We start from the raw sequence: 21,069 nt of genomic DNA, 5'->3' as shown, positions 1-21,069 counted from the left end.
CCTGATAGTGTGTCGCGCAATACTGTATTCCCCTGTCCGAATGATGTACCAGCCGCTGGCGCGTCTGTCGCGTGCGCAATGCCATCTTCATCGCCTGCGCAACCTCCTCGGTCTGCAGACTCTCGTGCACATGCCAGCCCACAATCTTGCGTGAATACGCATCCGTCACCAGGCTCAAGTAGACGAACTTGCCTGCTGTAGGCAAATAGGTGATATCAGCGACCCATACCTGTTCGCTGCCTGTTGCCTGTACTTGCCCCTCTCCAACCTTGAGCAAGTTGGGGTGGCGTCTGAACCGGTGATGGCTGTCAGTGGTCTTGTGATAGGCACGGCGATGGGGCACGAGCAGGCGGGCGTTGCGCAGTACATCGAACAAGGTGTCGCGCCCCATCTTGATGCCCGCCTCTTGCAAGGGCTCGCGCAGCATGTGATGCAACTTGCGTGTACCCACGCGGGGCTGACGCATACGTTGCTGCCGCACCAGCTGCACTACGGTCTGTGCACGCTCCATGCACTGCGTGTGTCGCTGGCGCCCCTGGTAGTACGCTTGCCGGCTCATGCCCATGTACTGGCAGGCCCTGCTGATGCTCAGCCCTTGCACGAGCCCTTGCTCAAGGACTTGCCCGAAGGCTTTTTTACGACACGCACGCCGTAATCCTTCTTAAGGACGTCGAGCACCGCTTCAAACAACCTGGCCTTCTCCTGTGCTTGGGCCAACTGCACTTGCAGTGCCTTGATTTGCTGCTCTGGGGTAAGTTCGGTGGAGAGTTTGTCGATCGGCATGATCGCCGATGATGCCATGGAGTCCCAATTCTGGCGACCATGGCGGCGCAGCCACGTCAACACCGTTGAACGTCCTTGAATGCCATATCTGGCCTGCGCCTGCCTGTACGTCAGTTCGCCTTTTTCCACTTGTTCCACGACGGCCAACTTGAAGGCTAGCGTGTAATCGCGCTGTGTGCGCTTGACCCTTGTTTCCATGACTCTTTCCTTTCCTGATGAAGAAAAGTGTCAACCTATGGCAGGACGGGTCACCAGAGAGATAAAAAGCTTCCAGACCCTTGTGCTGGAAACTGATGATCATGGCTGTATTGTATACATGATGTATACGGCTAGCAAGTTGTTGCGATGTCTGTACTCTCCGGATGGCCGGCAATGTTGGAACATGACTTCCTCATGATTTAGATATTAAGTATTAATTATAGATTGAGGAATCCTGTCGAAAAAAAGACTGATGCAGAAAACAATCAAGCCCCGGCGGCAACAGACGCAGGGGCTTGTATCGCATCATCTGCCAGCTATTGCCGACAGAAGAAGCAGGCAACTTACATGCTGCCGTAGTTGGGACCACCACCGCCTTCCGGCGTGACCCAGACGATGTTCTGGGTCGGGTCCTTGATGTCGCAGGTCTTGCAGTGCACGCAGTTGGCGGCGTTGATCTGCAGGCGCTGGCTGCCGTCGTCGTTGGCGACGAATTCGTACACCGCCGCCGGGCAGTAGCGCGCCTCGGGGCCGCCGTACTTGGCCAGGTTGACGCTGACCGGCACGTTCGGATCCTTCAGCGTCAGGTGCGCCGGCTGGTTTTCCTCGTGGTGCACGTTGGCAATGAACACGCTGCTCAGGCGGTCGAAGGTCAGCTTGCCATCGGGCTTGGGATACTCGATCTTCTGGCACTCGGCGGCCGGCTTCAGCTTGACGTGGTCGGCCTTGGTGCGGTGCTTGGTCCAGGGCATGTTGCCGCCGAACAGCTTCTGCTCGATACCGGTCATGATGGTCGCCTTGTCGCGGCCCTTGCCGAACCAGTACTTGAAGTTGCGCGCCTTGTTCAGCTCGTCGTACAGCCAGCTGGATTCAAATGCGGCCGGGTAGGCGCTCAGCTCGTCGTGCTGGCGGCCTGCGACGATGGCGTCGAAGGCGGCTTCGGCGGCCAGCATGCCGGTCTTGATGGCGGCGTGGCTGCCCTTGATGCGGCTGGCGTTCAGGTAGCCGGCATCGTCACCGACCAGGGCGCCGCCCGGGAACACCGTCTTGGGCAGGCTCAGCAGGCCGCCGGCGGTGATGGCGCGCGCGCCATAGCTCAGGCGCTTGGCGTTGACATTGCCGTCCTTGTCGGTGAAGTACCACTTGATGTTGGGGTGCGTCTTGAAGCGCTGGAACTCCTCGAACGGGCTCAGCCAGGGGTTCTGGTAGTCCAGGCCAACGACGAAACCGACCACGACCTTGTTGTCGCCAAAGTGGTACATGAAGGAGCCACCGTAGGTATCGTCATCCAGCGGCCAGCCGGCGGTGTGCAGCACCAGGCCGGGTTCGTGGCGGGACGGATCGACTTCCCACAGCTCCTTGATGCCGATGCCGTAGGCCTGCGGATCCTTGCCGGCGTCGAGCTGGTAGTGCTCGATCAGCTGCTTGCCCAGGTGGCCGCGGCAGCCTTCGGCGAAGATGGTGTACTTGGCATGCAGTTCCATGCCGAGCTGGAAGGCGTCGGAGGGTTCACCGTCCTTGCCGATACCCATGTTGCCGGTGGCAACGCCCTTGACCGAGCCGTCGTCGTTGTACAGCACTTCGGCGGCGGCAAAGCCCGGGAAGATTTCCACGCCCAGCTCTTCGGCCTGCTGGCCGAGCCAGCGCGTCAGGTCGGCCAGGCTGATGATGTAGTTGCCTTCGTTGTGGAAGCACTTGGGCAGCAGGAAGTTGGGCAGGCGGCTGGCGGAGTTTTCCTTCAGTGTCAGGAAGGCATCTTCCTTGACCGGCTGGTCCAGCGGAGCACCTTTTTCCTTCCAGTCGGGGATCAGTTCGCTCAGGGCGCGCGGGTCGAAGGTGGCGCCGGACAGGATATGGGCACCGGGCTCGGAGCCTTTCTCCAGCACGACAACGTTGATTTCCTGCTCTTTTTCGGCCGCCAGCTGCTTCAGGCGGATGGCGGTGGACAGGCCGGCGGGACCGCCGCCAACGATGACCACATCGTATTCCATCGATTCACGCGGACCGAATTGTTCCAGGATTTGCTGTGGGGTCATGGTGTCTCCCTCTTGTTTCTAGCTAGCGGACACAGACACGAGCCTAAGCTGGCGTCTGCATGACAATTTTTCACATTGTAGGGACAAATGGTGCAGTGCACGCCCGGTTTCTGACAAAATCGACCGAATGTGCGCCTGCCATATGGCCTTTGTTCCACCTAGCGAAAACGAATCCCATGAAACTGCCTTTGCCCCAAGAGAAATACCAGGTTTATGAAACCGTGCTGTCCATGCGCTGGGGCGACATGGATGCCTTTGCCCATTTGAACAACACGCTGTATGTGCGCTATTTCGAGGAGGCGCGCGTGCGCTGGCTGGTCGAGGCGCGTGGCACCATGGTCGAGAGCGGCGAGGGCCCGGTGGTGGCCAATGTGTTCTGCAACTTCTACCGCCAGCTCGAATATCCGGCACAGCTGCGCATCCGCCTGTTCGTCAACAGCGTGGGCCGCAGCTCCTGCGACATGTGGATGACGATCGAGCACGATGGCCAGCCCGACACCATCGTGGCCGATGGTGGCTGCACCATGGTCTGGGTCGATTACGCCGCCGGCAAGGCGGTGGCGCTGCCGGACTGGCTGCGCGACGGCATCCTGCAGGTGCTGCCGGCGCAGTAAGCGCTGTCGTGTTTCAGGCTTCGGCCGGCTTCTTGCGCGGCTGGCGCCCCATCAGGTAGAACTCCGGATTCGGCTCCATGCCGGTAAAGGCGACGATGCGGTTGCTCAGGCCAAACAGGCCGGTGATGCTGGCGATATCCCAGATGTCTTCGTCGTCGAAGCCGTGCGCGCGCAGGGTCTCTAAATCGGCATCGCACAGGGTATGCGAGGCCTGATTGACCTTGCTGGCAAAGTCCAGCATGGCGCGTTCGCGCGGGCTGAGGTGGGCAGTGCGGTAGTTGATGGCGACCTGGTCAGCGATCAGCGGGTCGCGCTTGAAGATGCGCAGCAGCGCGCCATGCGCCAGCACACAGTACAGGCATTCGTTCTGGGCGCTGATGGCGGTGATGATCATTTCGCGCTCGGCCTTGGTCAGCGAACTCTCCTCGCGCAGCATCAGGGCATCGTGGTAGGCGAAGAAGGCGCGCCATTCGGCCGGGCGGCGCGCCAGCTGCAGGAACACGTTTGGCACGAAGCCGGTCTTTTCCTGCACCGCCAGGATGGTGTCGCGGATATCGTCGGGCAGATTCTCCAGGGCGGGGAAGGGGTAGCGCTGCTGGGTGTCGGTCATGGCGTGATGGGGGAAAGTAGGTACAGCCTTGCATGCTAGACCGGCTGGATGCGGTCTGCCTATCGGGTGTTCCACGGAATTGGCGGTCAGGGCGAACCGGCCATCAGCTTCTGGATCAGTGCGGCGGTGGTGCTGGTGTCGTACTTGCGCATCAGGCTGGCGCGGTGCACCTCGACCGTGCGGTGGCTCAGGTTCAGCACGCGCGCGATTTCCTTGGAAGTCAGGCCGGTCAGCAGCTGGCTGGCGACCTCGCGCTCACGCGGGGTGAGCGTGGCGCGGTCGGGCGTGAGCGGCTGGCGGCTATCGATGTCCTCGAAGCTCCAGATGCCGGCGGCATGCGGATCACTGCGGTCCAGCGCACGGCCGGCCACGCGGCACCAGAACAGCTCGCCGGCAAAGCGGCCACCGACGCGCCGCATGATGCGCTCGTCGCGGTAGCTGCCATGGTGCATCAGCGGCTGGGCGATGCGCTCGCCGGTACGCTGGAACTCGTCCTGGCTCGGGTAGAGGATGGCAAAGCTCTGCTGCAGCAAGTCCTCGCGCTCGACGCAGAAAAGCTCACAGACCTTCTGGTTGCAGTCGACGATGGTGCGCTGGCGTGACAGAATCAGGCCGATGGGCGCCAGGTCAAAGGCCCAGCGGTAGTCGGCGCTGGCGGGGAAGGGCGATTCCATGGGGCTGGATGGCATATGCGTGTTGTCCATTACGCAATACTACGTAGACGAATACGTAGTATCGTAGAGCTGTTTTGACATTATCAGGAGACAAGCGTGAACAAGATTTATCCGAGCGCGGCTGAAGCGCTCCAGGGCGTGGTGAAGGATGGCCAGCTGCTGGCCGTGGGCGGCTTCGGCCTGTGCGGCATTCCGGAAGCGCTGATCGACGCCCTGTGCGCCAGCGGCGTGAAGGACCTGACGGTGATTTCCAACAACGCCGGCGTGGACGGTTTTGGTCTGGGCAAGCTGCTGGAAACGCGCCAGATCAAGAAGATGATCTCTTCCTACGTGGGCGAGAACAAGGAATTCGAGCGCCAGTACCTGGCGGGCGAGCTGGAACTGGAATTCACGCCGCAGGGCACGCTGGCCGAGAAGCTGCGTGCTGGCGGCGCCGGCATCCCGGCCTTCTTTACCAAGACCGGCGTTGGTACGCTGGTGGCCGAAGGCAAGGAACTGCGCGAGTTCAACGGCGAAACCTATGTGATGGAGCACGGCCTGTTCCCCGAGGTGGCGCTGGTCAAGGCCGATGTGGCTGACCGCAGCGGCAACCTGCGCTTCAACCTGACGGCCCGCAACTTCAACCCGGCTGCTGCCACTGCCGGCAAGATCTGCATCGTGGAAGTCGAGCGCATCGTGGAAACCGGCGAAATCGCCCCCGATGACGTGCACCTGCCGGGCATTTACGTGCACCGCATCGTGCACAACCCCACGCCCGAGAAGCGCATCGAGAAGCGCACCACCCGCGAGAGCAAGTAAACAGATTCAGGAGACATCACCATGGCATGGACCCAAGACCAGATGGCTGCGCGCGCAGCCCAGGAGCTGCAGGACGGCTTCTACGTGAACCTCGGCATCGGCATTCCGACGCTGGTGGCCAACCATGTACCGGACGACAAGGAAGTCTGGCTGCAGAGCGAAAACGGCATGCTGGGCATCGGCCCGTTCCCGACGGAAGATGAAGTGAACGCCGACCTGATCAACGCGGGCAAGCAGACCGTGACCACCATCAAGGGCTCGTCCATTTTTGGCAGCGACCAGTCCTTCGCCATGATCCGTGGCGGCAAGATCAACCTGTCCATTCTGGGCGCCATGCAGGTGACCGCCAAGGGTGACCTGGCCAACTGGATGATTCCGGGCAAGATGGTCAAGGGCATGGGCGGCGCGATGGACCTGGTGGCCGGCGTGAAGCGCGTGATCGTGCTGATGGAGCATGTGGCCAAGAAGAAGGACGGCACCACCGACATGAAGATCCTGCCCGAGTGCACGCTGCCGCTGACAGGCGTGGGCGTGGTGGACATGATCATCACCGACCTGGGCGTGTTTGACGTGACTCCCGAAGGCCTGAAGGTGCTGGAACTGGCGCCGGAAGTGACTTTTGAGGAAGTGCAATCGAAGACGGGTGTGCCGCTAATCCAGTAAGCACTGGCATGCGCATTTGAACCACCGCCTGCAGCCTTGGCCGCAGGCGGTTTTTGTTTGTCGTTACATTTAGAAGAAAACAATCACCTTATTAAATTCAATTGAATTCATTTTTTCTGGCGTTTCGTGCATCATGCATGAACCTGCTCGACACTACTGCGGCAGGCCCTATTTCCCTTATCTATTCAACCAGGAGCGCCACCATGCAAGACGACAACAAGCCCCGCTGTCCCGTCACTCATCTGACCACCGATTTCGGTGCGCCGGTGCCCAGCAACCGCAACAGCCTGACCGCCGGCGCACGTGGTCCGCTGCTGGCGCAGGATGTCTGGCTGCAGGAAAAGCTGGCCAATTTCGTGCGTGAGGTGATTCCGGAGCGCCGCATGCACGCCAAGGGCTCGGGTGCTTTCGGTACCTTTACCGTGACCAAGGACATCACCAAGTACACCCGCGCCGCCATCTTCAGCGAAGTCGGCAAGAAGACCGAGATGTTTGCCCGCTTCACCACCGTCGCCGGCGAGCGCGGTGCGGCCGATGCCGAGCGCGATATCCGTGGCTTTGCCCTGAAGTTCTACACCGAAGAAGGCAACTGGGACATGGTCGGCAACAACACGCCGGTGTTCTTCATCCGTGACCCGCGCCAGTTCCCCGACCTGAACAAGGCGGTCAAGCGCGACCCGCGCACCAATATGCGCTCTGCCACCAACAACTGGGACTGGTGGACGCTCAACCCGGAAGCGCTGCACCAGGTCACTATCGTGATGAGCGACCGCGGCATTCCGGCCAGCTACCGCCACATGCACGGCTTCAGCTCGCACACCTACAGCTTCTGGAACAAGGACGGCGAGCGCTTCTGGGTCAAGATGCACTTCCGCACCCAGCAGGGCATCAAGAACCTGACCGATGCCGAAGCCGCCGAACTGGTGGGCCAGGACCGTGAAAGCCATCAGAAGGACCTGTACGAGGCGATCGAGCGTGGCGAGTTCCCGAGGTGGACCATGTACGTGCAAATCATGCCCGAGGCCGATGCCGAGAAGTACCCGCTGCACCCGTTCGACCTGACCAAGGTCTGGTACAAGGGCGACTATCCGCTGATCGAAGTGGGCGAGTTCGAGCTCAACCGCAATCCGGAAAACTTCTTTGCCGACGTCGAGCAGAGTGCGTTTGCCCCGGGCAACCTGGTACCCGGCATTGGTGCCAGCCCGGACCGCATGTTGCAGTCGCGCCTGTTCAACTACGCCGATGCACAGCGCTACCGCCTGGGCACCAACTACCAGCAGATTCCGGTCAACGCCGCGCGCTGCCCGGTGCACAGCAACCACCGCGACGGTATCGGCCGTGTGGATGGCAACTACGGCGGCCTGCCGCACTACGAGCCGAACAGCTTCGGCCAGTGGCAGGCACAGCCCGAGTTCGAGGAGCCGCCGCTGAAGATCACTGGTGACGCCAAGCACTGGAGCTTCCACGAGGACGACAGCAACTACTTCGAGCAGCCGCGCAAGCTGTTCCAGCTGATGACGCCCGAGCAGCAGGAAGTGCTGTTTGGCAACACCGCCCGTGCCATGGGCGATGCGCCGGAATTCGTCAAGTTCCGCCACATCCGCAACTGCAACGCGGCCGATCCGGCCTACGGCGCTGGTGTCGCCAAGGCGCTGGGTCTGGACCTGCAGAAGGCCCTGGACTCCAAGAAGGATGACCCGATGTTTGGCAACCCGCTGGTGGCACTGCCGGCCTGATGCCGTAAGATCGGCTTGACGGAGACCACCTCCGTCTGCACCAGCCCCGTCTGCTCCGGCAGGCGGGGCTGGTTTTGTTGATTCCACTGTTTCTCCCTGCCATTCCCTGCAAGACTGCCCCGAATGCAAGAACTGATCAATCTGCTGCACCAGCACGGCCTGCTGCTGGTTTTTCTGGTCACGCTGGCCTCACGCGTGGGCTTGCCGGTGCCGGCGGCACCGCTGATCGTGGTGGCAGGCGGCCTGGTCGCAACGCAGCGCATGGCGCTGCTGGATTTGCTGCTGGTGTCGGTGCTGGCCAACGTGATCGCTGACTGGGTCTGGTATGCGGCGGGGCGCCACTATGGCAGCCGCATCATGCGGCTGGTGTGCCGGGTGTCGCAGTCGCCGGACAGCTGCGTGCTGGAAAGTGAAGGCATGCTGACGCGCTGGGGCGGCGGCTCGCTGGTGCTGGCCAAGTTCATTCCGGGTGTGTCGCTGGTGGCACCGCCGATGACCGGTGCCATGCGCATGCCGTTCTGGCAATTCGTGTTCTATGACGCGGTGGCGGCGTTGGTCTGGACGCTGGCCTACCTGCTGCTGGGCCTGGTGTTCCGTCACCAGATCGAGCAGGTGCTGGCGGCGATGGAGCAGGCCACCTGGCTGGCACTCGGCCTGGTGGGCGTGCTGGTCGTGCTGTTTGGCGGCTATCGCATCTGGCAGCGGCACCGCCTGAAGCAGGTGCAGTCCATCGTGCGCATGGCACCGGAGGAACTGATGCAGCGCATGCAGCAGGGCTGGCAGCCGCTGATCCTGGACGTGCGCTCACGCGAGATGACGGCGCTGGAGCCGGACGGCCTGCCGGGTGCGCAGCGCGTGGACATGGCGCAGCTGCGTACACAAATGAGCGACGAGGAGCGCGAGCGCCCGATCGTGGTGTATTGCAACTGCCCGGGCGATGTCTCGGCGGCGCAGGCGGCGCGCCGGCTACGCGGACTGGGTTTCCGCCAGGTCTGGCCGTTGCTGGGCGGGCTGGATGGCTGGCTGGAAGCTGGCCATGGCGTGCAGCCGGTGTCGGAATATCTGCCGGCGCGCTGCAACAAGGCCGATGTCGTGCTGCAGCGTGGCGTATAAACCCCGGTTTATGCGGAATCTGCTGCAAGAACGGTCAGCATGCGGTAATATCAACGGTTTTCCACAATTGCACCAGGAGTCAGAAATGGGCAACAAGATCGTTACCGAAGCCGATCGCAAGGCTACTCCGCCCCTGCCGGGCGCCCCCCGCATCAAGCAGGGCGACGGCCAGCGTCGCAGCCAGGAGCGCGGCTCCCACATCCGCAACAAGAAGCGCCCCGGCAAGCGTCCGCACCAGGGTTGATGGTGGCGTCGGCCTATCCGGTCGCGCGCACCCACCGGCAAAGGCTACCGCAAGGTAGCCTTTTGTCGTTGTGGGCGGCCGGCATCAGGCCAGGTCGAGTTCGAGGTTGTCGATCAGGCGCGTCTTGCCCAGGCGCGAGGCGGCCAGGATCACCAGCGAGCGGTCATCGGCCGTGGCCGGCTGCAGGTCGTGCTGGCGGCTGATGGCGATGTAGTCGGTCTGCCAGCCATGCTGGTCGAGCAGCTGTTGGGCTTCGGCTGACAGGGCAGGGTAGTCGCGGCGGCCTTGCCGGATCGCATCGGCCAGCTGTTCCAGCGTGCGGCGCAGGCGGATCGCTTCGGCGCGTTCGGCATCGCTCAGGTAGCCGTTGCGCGAGGACAGCGCCAGGCCATCCTCGGCACGCTGCGTGTCCACGCCGAGGATCTCGATCGGCATGTTGAGTTCGCGCACCATGCCTTCGATGACCTTGAGCTGCTGGTAGTCCTTCTTGCCGAACACGGCCAGATCGGGCTGCACCAGGTTGAACAGCTTGGTCACGACGGTGGCGACGCCACGGAAATGGCCGGGACGGAACTCGCCGCAGAGCAGGTTCTGGATCGCTGGCGGTTCGACGAAATACTGCTGCTCGCCTTGCGGGTAGAGCTCCGGCACGGACGGGTGGAACACCGCGTCCACGCCGGCTGCCTGCAGTTTTTCGCAATCGGCCTCGAAGGTGCGCGGGTAGTTGTCCAGGTCCTCGCCGGGGCCGAACTGGATCGGGTTGACGAAGATGGAGACGATCACCTTGCCGCCCACGGCGCGCATGCGCTCTATGGCGGTGTGACAGAGCTGGATATGGCCGGCGTGCAGGTTGCCCATGGTGGGCACGAAGGCAAGGGTGCCAGCCTGCTTGCGCCAGGCGCGCAGGGCTTCGACAGTGGTCAGGATCTGCATGGAATCAGGAAACTCGGGGAATCAGTAGCTGTGTTCGGGTGCCGGGTAGCTGCCATCACGCACGGCCTGCACGTAGTTGGCAAAGGCCTCGTGGATGGAACTGGCGTCCTGCATGAAGTTGCGTACGAAACGCGCCTTGCGGCCCGGGAAGACGTCGAGCATGTCGTGCATCACCAGCACCTGGCCGTCGGTGTCCTTGCCGGCACCAATGCCGATGGTGATGGCCGGGATGCTGCGCGTGACCTTGGCGCCGAGTTCGGCCGGCACCATTTCCATCAGCACCATTTGCGCGCCGGCATCGGACAGGGCGCGTGCGTCCTGAAGCAGGCGTTCGGCCTGGTCGCCACGGCCCTGAACCTTGTAGCCGCCCAGCGTGTGCACCGATTGCGGCGTCAGGCCGATGTGGGCGCAGACCGGGATGCCGCGCGCCACCAGGAATTCGACTGTGGGTGCCATGAAGGCGCCGCCTTCGAGCTTGACCATTTCAGCGCCGGCCTGCATCAGGGCGACAGCGCTGTCAAACGCCTGCTCCTTGCTCTGCTGGTAGCTGCCAAAGGACAGGTCGGACAGCACCAGCGCATCGCCGGCGCCGCGCGCCACGCAGCGCGTGTGGTAGACCATGTCGTCCAGCGTGACCGGCAGGGTGGAGTTGCGGCCCTGGCAGACCATGCCGAGCGAATCGCCGACCAGCAGGATGTCCACGCCGGCGCTGGACATGGCGCTGGCGAAGCTGGCGTCATAACAGGTGAGCATGGCCATCTTCTGGCCTTCCTGCTTCATTTTCTGCAGGACGGAAATGGTTTTTTTCATGCAGGGCCTCCTTGGCTGGTGCTGCGAACATTCTCGGACGTGCGCGCATTGTAGGATGCCTGCACCAGAATGGCGCAGATTTGCCCCAGATGGAGGGCATCAGGCCGATTGCAAGGCAGGACTGCGCATCATGTCGATGGTGGCGTGCACCATGGCACGCGCCATGCCGGGCAGGTCGTGGCTGTCAGGTGCGCCGAGCCAGTTGGTGAGCAGGCCGAGAAACGTCGCCATCTGCAGGATGCAGGCCTGTTCCACCTGCAGCGTGGCCGGCAGTTGGCCATGGCGCTGGCCCAGGTGCAGCGCCTGGAGCGTCTGCCGGTGCCAGAGGTGCTGGTAGCGCTTCAGGATCAGCGTGATGTCTTCCATGTCGCTGGCGTCTTCGCACTTGAGGTGCAGAATGGACAGGAACTGGCGCTCCGGCCCATCCACCGCCAGCTGTTCGAGGAAGCGGATATAGGTTTCCAGCAGCTCGTCCCAGGCCTGTGGGCTGTCATGCTGCAGCACCTGGTTCATCTCGTCGTGCATGCGGTCCAGGTGACGCTCGCACAAGGCCTCGAACAGGTGTTCCTTGTTGCGGAAGTGCCAGTAGACGGCGCCGCGCGTGACGCCGGCGGCGCGCGCGATCTGGTCCAGCGAGGTACGCGCCACGCCGCGCTGGTTGAATACCGTGATGGCGGCATTCAGCAGGTTTTGCCGCGTGTGTTCAGCTTCTTCCTTGGTTCTTCTCACGGCGATTCCTCAGGCTGGGAAAGACATATAAAAATGGCGGGGCTTCAGTTTTTTGCGATACTTTGCGCTTGTCCCGATGCCGTCAATATACATACATTCTTGAATGTATGTTGGATCTGCCAGCGGAATGTCCTGTTGCGCCACGCCGATATCGGCTGGTCGCAGGAACATAAAATGTCCGCACGGCCCGGCACGGGCCTGTCCTTGACCAGTGGCTGCTGCATGCAGCCGCTTTGCCGTTGTCTTTCAGAGCCTTGCGCCGCGTGGCGCCCATACAACCCGATTCCAAGATCCAAAGGGAGAACCGCATGATGTCTTTCCATCCCAACCAGCGCGTGCGCGGCATGGCGCTGGCCGCTGCCGTGGCAGCTGCGCTCAGCCTGACCGCCTGTGGCGACAAGCAGGAGGGCGCAGTTGGTCCTGCGGGCGCGGCACAGAACCAGCCGCCCACCGTGGGCGTGATCACGGTGCAGCCGAGCACCGTGCTGCAGACGGTGGAATTGCCGGGTCGTCTGGAATCGATGCGCGTGGCCGAAGTACGTGCGCGTGTGGATGGCGTGGTGCAGCGGGTCTACTTTGCCGAAGGCAGTGACGTGCGTGCCGGCCAGCCGCTGTTCCAGATCGACAACGCACCCTATGCGGCCGCGCTGCAAAGCGCCAGGGCCAGCCTGGCACGTGCCCAGGCCAACCTGAGCCAGACCAGCTCCACGGTGAAGCGCTATCGTCCGCTGGTGGCGGCCAACGCCATCAGCAAGCAGGAATTCGATAACGCCGTGGCCGCCGAGCAGGCAGCCCGTGCCGAGGTGCTGGCCGGTCAGGCCGCGGTGCGCAGCGCCCAGATCAATGTCGGTTATGCGCGCGTGACGGCGCCGATCTCCGGCCGTATCGGCCGCAGCTACCCGACCGAGGGTGCGCTGGTGCGTGCCGCCGAAGGCACGCTGCTGGCCACCATCCAGCAGCTGGATACGCTGAAGGTCAACTTCACCCAGTCGGCGACCGAGATCATGAAGCTGCGCCGCTCCTTCAGCGAAGGCACCGCCGGTGGCGTGACCAATCCGGAAGTGAAGGTGATCCTGGAAGATGGCAGCGTCTACGCGCACAACGGCCGCCTGATGTTTGCCGATGTCAGCGTCGATGAGAGTACCGGCCAGGTGACGCTGCGCGCCGAAGTGCCCAACCCCGAGCGCCTGCTGTTCCCGGGCCTGTACGTGCGCGTGCAGCTGGAACAGGCGCGCTTCGAGCATGCGCTGCTGGTGCCGCAACAGGCGGTGACGCGCAACAGCCAGGGCGATACCGTGCTGGTGGTGGCTGCTGACGGCAGCTTTGCCCCGCGTCCGGTACAGGTTGGCCCGAGCCAGGGCAGCAACTGGATCATTACCGGCGGCCTGAATGCCGGTGACCAGGTGATCGTCGATGGCGTGATGAAGCTGCGCCCGGGCGTGACCAAGGTGAATGCCGTGCCGTATACCGAGAAGAGCGGGCCGGGTGCGGCTCCGGCTGCTGCCGCATCCGGCGCTGCGCCGGCCGCCTCTGGCGCTTCTGCAGCGCCGGCCGCCACTGCAGCCAGCCAGCCCGCCTCTGCCGCATCGGCCAACTAAGGAGCGCTCTCCATGCCCAAGTTTTTTATCGAGCGTCCGATTTTCGCGTGGGTGATCGCGATTTTCGTGATGCTGGCGGGAATCGTGTCGATCACGCAACTGCCGATCTCGCAGTACCCCTCGGTGGCACCGCCCACCATCCGTGTGAGCGCGACCTATCCGGGTGCCACGGCGCAGACGCTGGACGAGAACGTGCTCGCCGTGATCGAGCGCGAAATGAACGGTGCCGAAGGCCTGATGTACACTGAGTACACGGCCCAGTCCAACGGCAGTGGCGAGTTGAACGTCACCTTCGAGCCGGGCACTGACCCGAACCTGGCCCAGGTGGACGTACAGAACCGCCTGGCGCGCGTCGAGCCCAAGCTGCCGGCGGTGGTCAAGCAGATTGGCGTACGCGTCGACAAGGCAAGCTCCAACTTCCTGATGATCCTGGCGTTCCAGTCGACCTCGGAGAGCGTGACGCGTGACGACGTGGCCGACTACGTGAACCGCAACGTGCTGCCGGAAGTGCAGCGTATCGAGGGCGTGGGTAGCGCCCAGCTGTTTGCCTCCGGCCGGGCGCTGCGCGTCTGGACCGATCCGGGCAAGCTGCAGGGATACGGCCTGTCGATGCAGGACGTGAGCAACGCGATCCAGAGCCAGAACATCCAGATTTCCGGTGGTGACCTGGCTGGTCTGCCGGCAACGCCGGGCCAGACCATGACCGCCACCATCGTGGTGCCGGGCCAGATCACGAACGCCGACGAACTGGCGAACATGGTGCTGCGCGCCAATCCGGATGGCTCGACCGTGCGCATGAAGGATGTCGGCCGCGTCGAAGTGGGTATCGAGACCTACAGCTTCTCTTCCAACATGAACGGCAAGCCGTCGGTGGCGATCGGCGTGCAGCTGACCTCGTCGGGCAACGCGCTGGCGACGGCGACAGCGGTGCGCGAACGCATGGCCGAGATGCAGCCGTTCTTCCCGCAAGGCGTGGAGTGGAAAATTCCGTATGACACCTCGACTTTCGTCAAGATCTCCATCCAGAAGGTGGTGATGACGCTGCTGGAGGCGATTGGCCTGGTGTTCCTGGTGATGTTCATCTTCCTGCAGAACTTCCGCTACACGCTGATCCCGACCATCGTGGTGCCCGTGGCGCTGCTCGGCACCTTTGCCGTGATGCTGGCCGCCGGCTTCTCGATCAACATCCTGAGCATGTTTGCCATGGTGCTGGTGATCGGTATCGTGGTGGACGACGCCATCGTGGTGGTGGAGAACGTGGAGCGCATCATGGCCGAAGAGGGCTTGCCGCCCATGCAGGCCACGATCAAGGCGATGAGCCAGATTTCCGGCGCTGTGGTCGGTATTACCGTGGTACTGGTGTCGGTGTTCATTCCGCTGGCCTTCTTCAGCGGCGCGACCGGCAACATCTACCGCCAGTTCTCCATCGTGATGGCGGTATCGATCGCGTTCTCGGGCTTCTTTGCGCTGACGCTGACGCCGGCCTTGTGCGGCACCATGCTCAAGCCGATTCCCAAGGGCCATGGCTATGCGCCCAAGACCGGCCTGTTCGGTCCCTTCTTCAACTGGTTCAACCGCAACTTCCGCAAGACCACCAAGGTCTATGAATCGGGCTTGCTGCGCGTGGTGCGCAAGATTGGTGCCTCGGTTGGCGTTTATGTGGCGGTGATTGCCTGCGTGGCACTGCTGTTCATGCGCCTGCCGACTTCCTTCCTGCCGGTGGAAGACCAGGGCGTGGTGATCCTGAACACGCAGCTGCCGCCCGGTGCGACCCAGGAGCGTACGCAGGCCGTGATGGCCCAGGCGGGCGAGTTCGTGATGCAGCAGCCGGAAGTGAGCGACCTGGTGTCGATCCAGGGCTTCAGCTTCTCCGGACAGGGCCAGAACATGGCGCTGGCGTTTGCCACGCTGAAGGACTGGGGCGAGCGCTCCGGCAAGGGTGAAGATGCGATGTCGCTGTCGGGTCGCATTACAGGCGCGCTGAGCGCGGTGCGCGATGGCTTCATGATTGCCGTGACGCCGCCGGCGATTCCCGAACTGGGCTCGTCGAACGGTTTCGTGTTCCGTCTGCAGGACCGTGCCGCGCTGGGCCATGATGCCCTGCTGCAGGCGCGCAACCAGCTGCTCGGCATGGCCGCACAAAACCCGATGCTGGCCGGTGTGCGCCCTGAAGGCGTGGAAGACGCACCGCAGTGGCAGCTGACGATTGACCGCGACGCTGCCTACGCCCAGGGCGTGAGCGTGGCCTCGATTGCCAGCACGTTGTCCTCGTCGCTGGGTTCCAGCTACGTGAATGACTTCCCGAACAAGGGTTTCCTGTCGCGCATCACGATCCAGGCCGATGCTGCCATGCGCATGTCCACCGACGACGTGCTGCGCCTGACGGTGCCGAACAACCGGGGTGAACTGGTGCCGCTGTCCAACCTGGTGAATGCCGAGTGGATTACCGGTCCGATGCAGGTGACGCGCTACAACGGCTATCCGGCGATGAAGATCACCGGCATGGCGGCACCGGGCTACAGCTCGGGCGATGCCATGGCCGAAATGGAAAAGATGGCCGGCCAGCTGCAGCAGGGTATCGGCTTTGAATGGACCGGCCAGTCGCTGGACGAGCAGAAGGCCGGTTCCTCCTCGATGATCCTGTATGCCTTCTCGATCCTGGCGGTGTTCCTGTGCCTGGCAGCGCTGTACGAGAGCTGGACGATCCCGCTGTCGGTGATTCTGGTGGTGCCGCTGGGCGTGCTGGGTACGCTGTTCGGTGTCTGGATGCGTGGCATGCCGAACGACATCTACTTCCAGGTCGGCCTGATCACGGTGATTGGCCTGTCAGCGAAGAACGCGATTCTGATCGTGGAATTCGCCAAGGATCTGGAGGCGTCTGGCAAGAACGTGGTGCAATCGGCCCTGGTGGCGGCGCGCCTGCGCTTCCGCCCGATCCTGATGACCTCGCTGGCCTTTATCCTGGGCGTGGTGCCGCTGTACTTTGCCTCCGGTGCCAGCTCTGCCAGCCAGCGTGCCATTGGCACGGGCGTGGTCTGGGGCATGCTGATCGGTACCTTCCTGTCGATCTTCCTGGTGCCGATCTTCTTCATCGTGGTGCGCAAGCTGTTCAAGGACACATCGCGCAGCGAAACGCTGACGGCGAAGAAGCTGCACACCGTGGGTGAAGCTGAAATCCAGCGCGTGCATGCCCTGGAGGAAGCCTGGACGGCCTCCCATTCCGTCTCCAGGGACAATCCGAACAAGAAGGGTGATTCGCATGACTAAGCTGACTTTCCCCGCGCTGCGCAGCAGCGCCCTGGCCGGCGCGGCCGCCCTGGCCTTGGCTGGCTGCAGCCTGGCGCCGACCTACGAGCGTCCGGCGGCACCGGTGCCGCAGACGATCCAGGGCGCGGCCAGCGCTAACGCCGCGGCGATTGACCAGACCCCGGCTGCTGACGTCGGCTGGCAGAACTACTACGCCGACCCGCGCCTGAAGGCACTGATCGGCATCGCGCTGGAAAACAACCGCGACCTGCGCGTGGCGGCGATGAATATCGAGGCAGCGCGCGCGCAGTATGGCCTGCAGCGGGCCGATCTGCTGCCTGGCGTGGGTGCCGGTGCGGAAATGAACCGCTCGCGCACCTCGGCGGATGTATCGCCGACCGGCGCGGCGGTGACTGGCAGCGTTTACGGCGGCATGCTCACCATCCCGAGCTACGAGCTGGACTTCTTCGGTCGCGTGCGTAACCTGACCTCGTCGGCGCTGAGCAACTACCTGGGCACGCGTGAAGCGCGCGATTCCGCGCATATCGCGCTGGTGGCCGAAGTGGCGCGTGCCTACGTGGCACAGCAGGCGGCGAGCGAGCAAATGCGCATTTCCAGCCTGGCGCTGAAGTCACGCGAAAAGACCTACGAGCTGGCCCAACTGCGTTTCCGTGCGGGCGTTACCTCGGCGATTGACCTGCGCCAGAACGAGACGCTGATCGAGGCCGCCAAGGCCGATTACGCCATGCAGACGCGCTTGCGCGAGCAGGCCGGCAATGCGCTGGCGCTGCTGATCGGCCAGCCGGTTCCGGCCAACCTGCCCAAGGCACTGCCGCTGGGCCAGCAGGTAGCGCGCAATGCGCTGCCGGTCGGTCTGGCGTCCGAGGTGCTGCTGCGCCGTCCGGACATCCGCCAGAGCGAGTACCAGCTACTGGCCGCCAACGCCAACATCGGTGCGGCGCGTGCCGCGTTCTTCCCGCGCATCACGCTGACTGGCAATATCGGTGGCGTCAGCCGCGAGGTGGACAACCTGTTTGATGGCCCGAACCGCGCCTGGAGCTTCCTGCCGCAGATCTACCTGCCGATCTTCGACTGGGGCCGCAACCAGTCGAACCTGGATCTGGCCGAGGCACGCAAGCATATCTCCGTGTCACAGTACGAAAAGTCGATCCAGAACGCCTTCCGCGAAGTGGCCGATGGCCTGGTGGCACGCAGCACGCTGGCCGACCAGCTGGCCTCGCAACAGCGCAGCTACCGTGCCGAATCCGAGCGCCTGCGCCTGGTGACGATGCGCTACGAGAACGGCATTTCCAGCTCGCTGGACCTGCTGGACGCGCAGCGCCAGAGCTATGCCCAGCAGCAGCAGCTAGTCAACGTGCAGCAGCAGGTGATGAACAACCGCATCGACCTGTACAAGGTGCTGGGTGGCGGCCTGCTGGAGCAGACCGGCGTGCCGTCGACCACGGCCACCGGTGGCTCGGTGCCGGTAGCGGCGCCGGCCGGCAGCAGCGCCAACTGATGCATTCCTGATCCATTTCCGGAGCAGCCAGCCCTGTCAGCAATGACAGGGCTTTTTTGTGTGCGGCGCAGCATAAATCAGCCATGTCATTGATTTGCCTGAAGATAAAGTGAGCTGCGCTGAGGGCTGGTGTGTGGTTGATAAGCCATGCAACATATCAGGGTGATCCCTAGAAATGCATTTTGACCCACGTCAAATCATTGACGTTGACGTTAACGTAATCAAAAATCACGGCACCAGTAGCAGACCGGAACTGCCTGGAGGCTGCCCTTGCCGCATCGGCCTGTGGGGGTTGACCGCAAGACAAACCGTCACAGACAACTTGATCAGGAGACTCTTCCCGTGCGACAAATTCATATCAACCAGGTGGCGGACAGCGCCCGCTTCAACGGCTTCCATGCCAATGTCCTGTTCTGGTGTTTTCTGGTCATCGTGATCGATGGCTATGACATCGCCATTTCCGGTGCCGCGCTGCCGTCCATCATGAGCGAGATGGGCGTGGATGCCACCACCGCTGGCTTCATGGCCAGTTCGGCCTTGTTCGGCATGATGTTCGGTGCCATTTTCCTGGGCGCGCTGGCTGACCGCATTGGCCGTCGCTGGACGATTGCGCTGTGCGTTTTCCTGTTCAGCGTGTTCACTGCCGCTGCCGGCCTGACCAACGATCCGTATTCCTTCAGCGTGATGCGCTTCATTGCCGGCCTCGGCATTGGCGGCGTGATGCCCAACATCGTGGCGCAGATGACCGAGTTTGCACCCAAGCGCATCCGCAGCTTCATGACCACCGCCATGTTCTCCGGCTACGCCATTGGCGGCATTCTGGCGGCGCTGATCGGCAAGCAGTTCATTGCCGACTTTGGCTGGCAGATCGTGTTCTTTGCCGCTGGTGTGCCGGTGTTGCTGATTCCCTTTATCCTGAAGTTCATGCCGGAATCCATGGCCGTGCTGCACAACCAGAACAAGGACAAGGAACTGCGCAAGGTGGTTGGCGCGATGGATCCGAGCCTGAAGCTGACGGATCAGGATGAGCTGGTAGTGCCGCAGCATGCGAAGCAGGCCGGTGCCTCTGTTGGCCAGCTGTTCCAGGACGGCCGTGGCCTGACCACCGTGATGTTCTGGATCGCCTTCTTTACCGGCCTGTTCATGGTCTATGCCCTGAGCACCTGGCTGACCAAGCTGATGGCCATGTCCGGTTATTCGCTGGGTTCCGCGCTGACCTTCTTCATGGCGCTGAACCTGGGTGCCATCGTGGGTGCCGTGGGTGGTGGCCGCCTGGCGGACAAGTTCGACATCAAGTGGGTGCTGGTGATCATGTATGCACTGGGTGCCGCCTTCCTGTACGCCATGACCTTCAAGCTGTCGACCAACCTGCTGTACCTGGTGGTGGCTGGTGTCGGTGCCTGTACTACGGGTGCACAGATCGTGGCCTACGCCTACTGCGGCCAGTACTACCCGGCGGCGATCCGCTCCACCGGTATCGGCATGTCCGGCGGTATCGGCCGTCTGGGTGCCATTGCCGCGCCGCTGCTGATCGGCCTGATCGTGTCTATGAACCTGCCGCTGCAGCAGAACTTCCTGGTGATTGGCGCTGCCGGCCTGATTGGTGCGATTGCCCTGGCGTTTACCAACAAGAGCCGTTCCGCCGCGATGATGCCGTGATGTAATCGGCAGACGAAACCGGTTGCGGTGCAGGCAGGTCCTGCACCGGACCCAGACGCCCATGCAGGCACCGCTGGTCCGCATGCGCGTTGCCACGTTGTGACAGGAGCTTTTCAGCATGACCCAGGGCAAGCGCCCCGATTCCCAGACCCTGACGATCCCGGCGGTGGACGGCTATCCGCTGCATGCGCGCATCTGGCGGCAGTCGGAAGCGGCAGCGCCGGTGGTGATCATCAACCCGGCGACCTCGGTGCTGAGCCGCTACTACAGCCGCTTTGCCAGCTATCTGCACAGCCACGGCTTCCATGTCGTCTGCTATGACTACCGCGGTATCGGCGATTCGCGGCCGCAGCAGCTGCGCCATTTCCAGGCCAACTGGCTGGATTGGGGCGGGCAGGATTTTGAAGGCGTGCTGCGCTATGTGATCGGGGCGTTTCCGGACAGCCCGATCCAGCTGGTGGCGCACAGCGTGGGTGGCCTGCTGGTGGGCCTGGCACCGTCCAGCCACCGCATCGAGCGCGTGTTTGCCATGGGCTCGCAGTTTGCCTACTGGCCGGACTATGCCGCCAACCGGCGCGTGCCGATGTACCTGCGCTGGCATATCGTGATGCCGATCATCACCGCGCTGTTCGGCTATTTTCCGGGCAAGCGCCTCGGCTGGCTGGAAGATACGCCGACGGGCATCGTGCAGGACTGGAATGCCGCTACCGAGCGGCTGGAGCAGACCTGGAAGAACGATGCACGCCTGCGCACGCCGGAGCAGCAGCAGGCGCTGGTGGCGCAGTATGGGCGTGTTGCTGCCGACTGGCTGGCGTTCACCGTGACCGATGATCCTTTTGGCACCGAGGTGGCCACGCACCGGCTGCTGGACTATTACCGCGGCAGCAATCGCCAGCACCTGCGGCTGGACCCGGCGCAGCTGGACGGGCAGGGCATTGGCCACTTTGCCTATTTCCATGCGCGTTATGCCGATTCGCTCTGGCCGGTGGCCTTGCAGTGGCTGCAGGAGGGCACGCTGGTGGAAGCGGTGCCGGGGCAGCGCTGGACCTTTCTGGCGGGGCAGGGGGCGCGCTGAGGCGGTCTTGGGAAAAGAAAAAGCCGTTGTT

Annotated in this window: 17 protein-coding genes and 1 pseudogene; 11 read left to right on the top strand and 7 right to left on the bottom strand. The window is 63.0% G+C overall.

Annotated features, from left to right (window positions below; translation table 11 throughout):
- Both V1261_RS03825 and V1261_RS03820 read right to left on the bottom strand, forming a co-directional pair.
- Positions 1-981, bottom strand: a pseudogene (locus V1261_RS03825) (IS3 family transposase); the annotation flags it as partial.
- 344 nt (positions 982-1,325) lie between these two features.
- Positions 1,326-3,017 carry an electron transfer flavoprotein-ubiquinone oxidoreductase gene (locus tag V1261_RS03820; protein WP_329770112.1) on the bottom strand — a complete coding sequence of 564 codons (1,692 nt, stop codon included), beginning with the start codon at positions 3,015-3,017 and terminating at the stop codon, positions 1,326-1,328.
- A gap of 176 nt (positions 3,018-3,193) precedes the next feature.
- Between V1261_RS03820 and V1261_RS03815 the strand changes: the two genes are divergently transcribed.
- Positions 3,194-3,631 carry an acyl-CoA thioesterase gene (locus tag V1261_RS03815; protein ID WP_329770111.1) on the top strand — a complete coding sequence of 146 codons (438 nt, stop codon included), beginning with the start codon at positions 3,194-3,196 and terminating at the stop codon, positions 3,629-3,631.
- A gap of 13 nt (positions 3,632-3,644) precedes the next feature.
- Here V1261_RS03815 and V1261_RS03810 read toward each other — a convergent pair whose 3' ends face one another.
- Both V1261_RS03810 and V1261_RS03805 read right to left on the bottom strand, forming a co-directional pair.
- Complete coding sequence (locus V1261_RS03810; protein WP_329770110.1) at positions 3,645-4,241, bottom strand: peroxidase-related enzyme; 597 nt, start codon at positions 4,239-4,241, stop codon at positions 3,645-3,647.
- 86 nt (positions 4,242-4,327) lie between these two features.
- Positions 4,328-4,930 carry a PAS and helix-turn-helix domain-containing protein gene (locus V1261_RS03805; RefSeq protein WP_329770109.1) on the bottom strand — a complete coding sequence of 201 codons (603 nt, stop codon included), beginning with the start codon at positions 4,928-4,930 and terminating at the stop codon, positions 4,328-4,330.
- Positions 4,931-5,011: 81 nt separating this feature from the next.
- Here V1261_RS03805 and V1261_RS03800 point away from each other — a divergent pair, with 81 nt between their 5' ends.
- The 5 genes from V1261_RS03800 to V1261_RS03780 all read left to right on the top strand — a co-directional run bounded on the left by V1261_RS03800 (position 5,012) and on the right by V1261_RS03780 (position 9,469).
- A complete protein-coding gene (locus V1261_RS03800) occupies positions 5,012-5,713 on the top strand; it encodes a CoA transferase subunit A (protein WP_329770108.1) in 702 nt (233 codons plus the stop codon).
- Between the two features lie 21 nt (positions 5,714-5,734).
- On the top strand, positions 5,735-6,376 hold the full coding sequence (locus V1261_RS03795; protein ID WP_329770107.1) for a CoA transferase subunit B: 642 nt from the start codon (positions 5,735-5,737) through the stop codon (positions 6,374-6,376).
- Positions 6,377-6,579: 203 nt separating this feature from the next.
- Positions 6,580-8,112 (top strand): catalase, encoded by a 1,533-nt coding sequence (locus V1261_RS03790; RefSeq protein WP_329770106.1) that lies wholly within the window; start codon positions 6,580-6,582, stop codon positions 8,110-8,112.
- 123 nt (positions 8,113-8,235) lie between these two features.
- Positions 8,236-9,225: a DedA family protein/thiosulfate sulfurtransferase GlpE gene (locus V1261_RS03785; protein WP_329770105.1), complete on the top strand. Its 990-nt coding sequence runs from the start codon at positions 8,236-8,238 to the stop codon at positions 9,223-9,225.
- Positions 9,226-9,310: 85 nt separating this feature from the next.
- Positions 9,311-9,469: a hypothetical protein gene (locus V1261_RS03780; RefSeq protein WP_018715397.1), complete on the top strand. Its 159-nt coding sequence runs from the start codon at positions 9,311-9,313 to the stop codon at positions 9,467-9,469.
- Between the two features lie 84 nt (positions 9,470-9,553).
- On the opposite strand, the gene panC is transcribed toward V1261_RS03780, so the two are convergent.
- The 3 genes from panC to V1261_RS03765 all read right to left on the bottom strand — a co-directional run bounded on the left by panC (position 9,554) and on the right by V1261_RS03765 (position 11,941).
- The gene (gene panC / locus V1261_RS03775) at positions 9,554-10,402 is read right to left on the bottom strand and encodes a pantoate--beta-alanine ligase (RefSeq protein ID WP_018715396.1); all 849 of its coding nucleotides are present in this window, start codon (positions 10,400-10,402) and stop codon (positions 9,554-9,556) included.
- A gap of 21 nt (positions 10,403-10,423) precedes the next feature.
- A complete protein-coding gene (gene panB / locus V1261_RS03770; protein WP_329770104.1) occupies positions 10,424-11,212 on the bottom strand; it encodes a 3-methyl-2-oxobutanoate hydroxymethyltransferase in 789 nt (262 codons plus the stop codon).
- A 99-nt stretch (positions 11,213-11,311) separates the two neighbouring features.
- Positions 11,312-11,941 carry a TetR family transcriptional regulator gene (locus V1261_RS03765; RefSeq protein WP_329770103.1) on the bottom strand — a complete coding sequence of 210 codons (630 nt, stop codon included), beginning with the start codon at positions 11,939-11,941 and terminating at the stop codon, positions 11,312-11,314.
- Positions 11,942-12,249: 308 nt separating this feature from the next.
- Between V1261_RS03765 and V1261_RS03760 the strand changes: the two genes are divergently transcribed.
- The 5 genes from V1261_RS03760 to V1261_RS03740 all read left to right on the top strand — a co-directional run bounded on the left by V1261_RS03760 (position 12,250) and on the right by V1261_RS03740 (position 21,038).
- Positions 12,250-13,539, top strand: a complete 1,290-nt coding sequence (locus tag V1261_RS03760; RefSeq protein WP_329770102.1) for an efflux RND transporter periplasmic adaptor subunit — start codon at positions 12,250-12,252, stop codon at positions 13,537-13,539.
- A 12-nt stretch (positions 13,540-13,551) separates the two neighbouring features.
- Positions 13,552-16,806, top strand: coding sequence for an efflux RND transporter permease subunit (locus tag V1261_RS03755; protein WP_329770101.1), 3,255 nt, complete (start codon positions 13,552-13,554; stop codon positions 16,804-16,806).
- A complete protein-coding gene (locus tag V1261_RS03750; protein WP_329770100.1) occupies positions 16,799-18,304 on the top strand; it encodes an efflux transporter outer membrane subunit in 1,506 nt (501 codons plus the stop codon). The genes V1261_RS03755 and V1261_RS03750 overlap by 8 nt, the downstream gene beginning before the upstream one ends.
- Positions 18,305-18,646: 342 nt before the next feature.
- Positions 18,647-19,963, top strand: a complete 1,317-nt coding sequence (locus V1261_RS03745; RefSeq protein ID WP_329770099.1) for an MFS transporter — start codon at positions 18,647-18,649, stop codon at positions 19,961-19,963.
- Positions 19,964-20,081: 118 nt separating this feature from the next.
- Positions 20,082-21,038 carry an alpha/beta hydrolase family protein gene (locus V1261_RS03740; protein WP_329770098.1) on the top strand — a complete coding sequence of 319 codons (957 nt, stop codon included), beginning with the start codon at positions 20,082-20,084 and terminating at the stop codon, positions 21,036-21,038.
- The last annotated feature ends 31 nt before the right edge of the window (positions 21,039-21,069 follow it).

Source organism: Brachymonas sp. J145, assembly GCF_036312245.1.
Lineage (GTDB): Bacteria > Pseudomonadota > Gammaproteobacteria > Burkholderiales > Burkholderiaceae_C > Brachymonas > Brachymonas wangyanguii.
This window is presented reverse-complemented; position numbering and strand designations above follow the sequence as displayed.

What these genes read in the sequence shown, in the direction of transcription:
- V1261_RS03820 (WP_329770112.1), bottom strand. Translation starts at nt 3,017, where the DNA reads ATGACCCCACAGCAAATCCTGGAACAATTCGGTCCGCGTGAATCGATG.
- V1261_RS03815 (WP_329770111.1), top strand. Translation starts at nt 3,194, where the DNA reads ATGAAACTGCCTTTGCCCCAAGAGAAATACCAGGTTTATGAAACCGTG.
- V1261_RS03810 (WP_329770110.1), bottom strand. Translation starts at nt 4,241, where the DNA reads ATGACCGACACCCAGCAGCGCTACCCCTTCCCCGCCCTGGAGAATCTG.
- V1261_RS03805 (WP_329770109.1), bottom strand. Translation starts at nt 4,930, where the DNA reads ATGCCATCCAGCCCCATGGAATCGCCCTTCCCCGCCAGCGCCGACTAC.
- V1261_RS03795 (WP_329770107.1), top strand. Translation starts at nt 5,735, where the DNA reads ATGGCATGGACCCAAGACCAGATGGCTGCGCGCGCAGCCCAGGAGCTG.
- V1261_RS03790 (WP_329770106.1), top strand. Translation starts at nt 6,580, where the DNA reads ATGCAAGACGACAACAAGCCCCGCTGTCCCGTCACTCATCTGACCACC.
- V1261_RS03785 (WP_329770105.1), top strand. Translation starts at nt 8,236, where the DNA reads ATGCAAGAACTGATCAATCTGCTGCACCAGCACGGCCTGCTGCTGGTT.
- V1261_RS03780 (WP_018715397.1), top strand. Translation starts at nt 9,311, where the DNA reads ATGGGCAACAAGATCGTTACCGAAGCCGATCGCAAGGCTACTCCGCCC.
- panC (WP_018715396.1), bottom strand. Translation starts at nt 10,402, where the DNA reads ATGCAGATCCTGACCACTGTCGAAGCCCTGCGCGCCTGGCGCAAGCAG.
- panB (WP_329770104.1), bottom strand. Translation starts at nt 11,212, where the DNA reads ATGAAAAAAACCATTTCCGTCCTGCAGAAAATGAAGCAGGAAGGCCAG.
- V1261_RS03760 (WP_329770102.1), top strand. Translation starts at nt 12,250, where the DNA reads ATGATGTCTTTCCATCCCAACCAGCGCGTGCGCGGCATGGCGCTGGCC.
- V1261_RS03755 (WP_329770101.1), top strand. Translation starts at nt 13,552, where the DNA reads ATGCCCAAGTTTTTTATCGAGCGTCCGATTTTCGCGTGGGTGATCGCG.
- V1261_RS03750 (WP_329770100.1), top strand. Translation starts at nt 16,799, where the DNA reads ATGACTAAGCTGACTTTCCCCGCGCTGCGCAGCAGCGCCCTGGCCGGC.
- V1261_RS03740 (WP_329770098.1), top strand. Translation starts at nt 20,082, where the DNA reads ATGACCCAGGGCAAGCGCCCCGATTCCCAGACCCTGACGATCCCGGCG.